A 4,409-nucleotide genomic window follows, 5' to 3' on the forward strand; every position below is an offset into this window, starting at 1 on the left:
GAGCGGGAGTTCAACACCCGCCACTGGGGCAAGCCCATGACCCTGCATGGCGTGCGCCGCTGGCTCCTGGGCGAAACCATGCCCGATGCCCGCAAGCTCATCACCCTGGCCGAGTGGCTGCGCATGCCGGTGCAGGAACTGGCCTTCGGCACGCCCACGCCGCAGGCGCGCGAAGAAGCCGCCCGCTGGCACGTGAACCTGGGGTACGAGGACCGCGAACTGTTCGAGACCTACCTGAAGCTGCCCGTGCCCAAGCGCCGCCTGGCGCGCGAGGTGATCCTGGCCATCGCCAAGGCCCAGGCCGCCGAACAGACCCCGCGCGGCGGCAACCGCTGAAAGCCCGCCGGCCATACCGGCCGGCAACCACACCGCAGGGCGCCGGCCCCTCAGCCGGCGAACAGGGCGCCCACGCCCTGCGCCAGGTCGTCCGCATGCGACAGCACGAACAGCAGCAGGCCGATGAAGCCCCCCACCACCGTGCCGTTGATGCGGATGTACTGCAGGTCGCTGCCGATGTGCAGCTCCACCAGGCGCGCCAGCTCCTGGGCGTCCCAGCGGTCCACGGTGTTGCGGATGTGCTCGGCCACGAACTGCGACAGCTCGGGCGCCCACTGCGCCGCCCACAGCTCCAGCCGCACGTTCAGCCGCACCCGCAGCGCCGGATCGCCCGCGAGCGACAGGCCCAGCCACTGGCCCATGGCCGCCACCTTGCGCGAGACCGCCGAGTCCTCGTCGGCCAGGTCGCGCTGCAGGCGCTCGCGCAGGCTGGTCCACAGCGTCTGCACGTAGCGCCCCAGGGTGGCGTCGTTTTGCAGGTAGTGGCGGATCGCCATGCCGCGCTCGGCCCATTCCGGGTCGGACTGCAGGCGCTCCACCAGCCGTTGCACCGCGCCATCCAGCGTGCCGCGCAGCTGGTGGGCCGGGTTGCCGGCCACCTCGGCCAGCAGGTTCTCGATGGCCTGGGCGATGGCGCCCGCGCCCTTCTCGCTCAGCCAGTCGGTGGGCAGCACCTTTTCCTTCAGCGGGTGCTCGCGCTTGATCCACTGCACGATGGTCTCGGCGATGAAGGTGCGGGTCTGCGGGTCGCGCACCAGGGTGGACAGGCGCGCCAGCAGGTCGTCGAGCAGCGCCTGGTGGCGGCCGTTGTGGGTGAGCGCCTCCAGCGCCATGGCCATGGTGCGAGACAGGTCGATCTGCCCGATCAGCGTGCGCGCGGCGTCGTTCATGAAGCGCTGGATGCGCTCGTCCTCCACCGTCTCCAGCGCCGACAGCGCCAGGCGCGACATCTGCCGCGCCAGCAGCTGGGCGTTGCCCGGCGAGGTGAGCCACTGGCCCAGCATGTGGGCCGGGTCGTGGCGGCGGATCATGGTGACCAGCGAAGGCGCATCGAGGAACTCGTCGCGCACGAACGACGCCAGGTTGCCGCCGATGCGCGCCTTGTTGCGCGCGATGATGTCCGTGTGCCGCTGCACGAAGGGCAGCGGAATGCGCCGGAACAGCGCCGACACGGCGAACCAGTCGGCCAGGGCGCCCACCATGGCCGCCTCGGCCACGGCGCGCACGCATTCCACCGCCAGGCTGCGGGGCAGCGCATAGGTCAGCGCGAACACGGCGGCCACCGCCAGCAACAGGCCCGTGGCCAGCCACTTGGCCCGGGTCAGTGCGCGTGCCTGGTCTTCGTGGGTGCTCTGCATCGCGCAAGGATAGCCCGAGACCCCTGTGGGACAGGGCCGCTTCAGTGCGCTGGCGGGGCGGCGATCCGGTCCAGCGCCGCGGCCAGGTGGCCCACGGTGCGGTCCACGTGGTGCCACTTCTCCAGCCCGAACAGGCCGATGCGGAAGGTCTGGAAGTCCGGGCCCTCGCCGCACTGCAGCGGCACGCCGGCGGCGGTCTGCAGGCCGGCCTCCATGAACTTCCTGCCGTTCTGGATGCCGGGGTCGGTGGTGTAGCTCACGACCACGCCCGGGGCCTCGTAGCCCTCGGCGGCCACGCTCGGAAAGCCCCGCTCGCGCAGCAACGCGCGCACCCGGGCGCCCAGTTCGATCTGTTCGGCACGCACCTTGTCGAAGCCGTAGTCGCGCGTCTCCACCATCACGTCGCGCAGCTGCACCAGCGCGTCGGTGGGCAGGGTGGTGTGGTAGGCGTGCTGGCCCTTTTCGTAGCCCTCGGCGATCTGCATCCACTTCTTGAGGTCGCAGGCGAAGCTGCTGCTCGTGGTGCCGTCGATGGCCTGGCGGGCGCGCTCGCCGAGCATGACCATGGCGCAGCAGGGCGAGCCGCTCCAGCCTTTTTGCGGGGCCGAGATCAGCACGTCCACGCCAGTGGCCTGCATGTCCACCCACACGGCACCGGAGGCCACGCAGTCCAGCACGAAGAGCGCCCCCACGTCGTGCGCGGCCTCGCTCACGGTGCGCAGGTAGTCGTCGGGCAGCAGGATGCCGCTGGCGGTCTCGACGTGGGGCGCGAACACCACCTTGGGCGATTCGGCGCGGATGGCGGCGGCCACCTCATCGGCCGGGCACGGCGCCCACGGGGCCTGCGGGCCCTCACCCTGGCGGCGGGCCTGGCACACCACCGCGCCACCGCCCAGAGCGCCCGCGTCGAAGATCTGGCTCCAGCGGTAGCTGAACCAGCCGTTGCGCACGATGAGCACCTTCTCGCGGTTGGCGAACTGGCGCGCCACCGCCTCCATGCCGAAGGTGCCGCTGCCGGGCACCAGCACCGCCGTGTGGGCGTGGTAGACGCCCTTGAGCGTGGCCAGGATGTCCTGCATCACGCCGGTGAAGCGCCGGGACATGTGGTTGAGCGCCCGGTCGGTGTACACCACCGAGAATTCGAGCAGACCGTCGGGATCGATATCGGGCAGAAGGCCGGGCATGGTTGTCTCCGTGAGGGCTGGGCCAGCACGCCGCACACGCCGCACAGGCCGCGCTGGCCGGCAGACGGGGCGGATAAGGCCGGGAAAAATTGAGCGGGCCAGCTTAGCACGCGCACTTTCCGCGGGCCGGCCGCCCGCATCGCCGGTGCGATGGACGCAGCGGGCCCAACGCCGCTAGGATGCCGGACCGACCCTTTTCGACCCCAAGCCCCCACCAGGAGCCCCTCCCGATGCCCGACTTTCGCAGCGACACCGTCACCCAACCCACGCCGGCCATGCGCGACGCCATGTTCCAGGCCCCCCTTGGCGACGACGTGTTCGGCGACGATCCCACCGTGAACGCGCTGCAGGACCATGCGGCGCAACTGCTCGGCTTCGAGGCCGCGTTGTTCGCCTGCTCCGGCACGCAGACCAACCTGATCGCGCTCATGGGCCACTGCCAGCGCGGCGACGAAGCCATCGTGGGCCAGAGCTGGCACACCTACCGCTGGGAGGCCGGCGGCATGGCGGTGCTGGGCTCGATCCAGCCGCAGCCGGTGGAGACCCAGCCCGACGGCACGCTGCGCGTGGCCGACATCGCCGCCGCCATCAAGCCCGACGACCCGCACTTCGCCCGCACCCGCCTCGTGGTGCTGGAAAACACCACCGGCGGCCAGCCGCTGCCCACCGGCTACATCGCCGACGTGGCCGCCCTCGCCCGCTCGCGCGGCCTGGCCATGCACCTGGACGGCGCGCGCATGTTCAACGCGGCCACGGCCCACGCCGAGAAGAACGGCACCGACGTGTACGACGAGGCGCGCGCGATCTGCTCGCACTTCGACTCGGCCTCGGTGTGCCTGAGCAAAGGCCTGGGCGCCCCCGTGGGTTCGCTGCTGCTGGGCTCGCACGACTTCATCCGCCAGGCGCGGCGCACGCGCAAGATCCTGGGCGGCGGCATGCGCCAGGCCGGCGTCCTGGCCGCCGCGGGGCTGCACGCGCTGCAGCACCACGTGCGCCGCCTGGCCGACGACCATGCCCTGGCGCGCCAGTTGGCCGAAGGCCTGGCCGAGGCCGGCCGCAGCCACCCCGTGCTGCAGGGGCGCCTGACCGTGGCCTCGGCCCACACCAACATCCTGTTCACCGACGTGGAGGCCGACGTGGCCCCGGCCTTCACCGCGTGGCTGGCCCGGCACGGCGTGCGGGTGACCAGCGGCCTCTACGGCCGGGGCGCGCGCCTGCGCTGGGTGGCGCACCTGGACGTGGGCCCCGAGGACGTGGCGCAGACGCTGGAGTGCGTGCGCCGGTTCGACGGGCGCGGGCAATGATCCGCTGAGGGGTCGGCAGGGGCTGCAGTCCCTGTGTCGCGCCGCAGGGGCGCGTGGGTTGAAACTGGGTTTAGAGGTGGCCCCTCATTGAGCGGTACCACTGTCGCGCCCTGTGCGGGCGCGTGGGTTGAAACGGTGCCGGGCGATTGGACCGCCCTCGGGCCACCGCCCCAGGTTCCCCGGTGCAGGCACGCCCCTTCAAGGAAACAATCGATCGCTATATTTTT

Annotated in this window: 4 protein-coding genes; 2 read left to right on the forward strand and 2 right to left on the reverse strand. The window is 71.6% G+C overall.

Features of this window, described 5'->3' with window-relative positions:
* Window positions 1-336 (forward strand): XRE family transcriptional regulator (locus AC27IO_RS21035; RefSeq protein WP_487091239.1); only part of this gene is annotated, 336 nt, incomplete at its 5' end.
* A 50-nt stretch (window positions 337-386) separates the two neighbouring features.
* Here the strand turns inward: AC27IO_RS21035 and AC27IO_RS21040 are convergent.
* Both AC27IO_RS21040 and AC27IO_RS21045 read right to left on the reverse strand, forming a co-directional pair.
* The gene (locus AC27IO_RS21040; RefSeq protein ID WP_498740587.1) at window positions 387-1,694 is read right to left on the reverse strand and encodes a DUF445 domain-containing protein; all 1,308 of its coding nucleotides are present in this window, start codon (window positions 1,692-1,694) and stop codon (window positions 387-389) included.
* Between the two features lie 41 nt (window positions 1,695-1,735).
* Window positions 1,736-2,878 carry an aminotransferase class V-fold PLP-dependent enzyme gene (locus AC27IO_RS21045; protein WP_317354513.1) on the reverse strand — a complete coding sequence of 381 codons (1,143 nt, stop codon included), beginning with the start codon at window positions 2,876-2,878 and terminating at the stop codon, window positions 1,736-1,738.
* 230 nt (window positions 2,879-3,108) lie between these two features.
* Between AC27IO_RS21045 and ltaE the strand changes: the two genes are divergently transcribed.
* Entirely contained in the window at window positions 3,109-4,182 is a 1,074-nt protein-coding gene (gene ltaE, locus AC27IO_RS21050) for a low-specificity L-threonine aldolase (protein WP_498740589.1), read from the forward strand.
* The last annotated feature ends 227 nt before the right edge of the window (window positions 4,183-4,409 follow it).

It is taken from the genome of Acidovorax sp. KNOB132 (genome assembly GCF_057541515.1).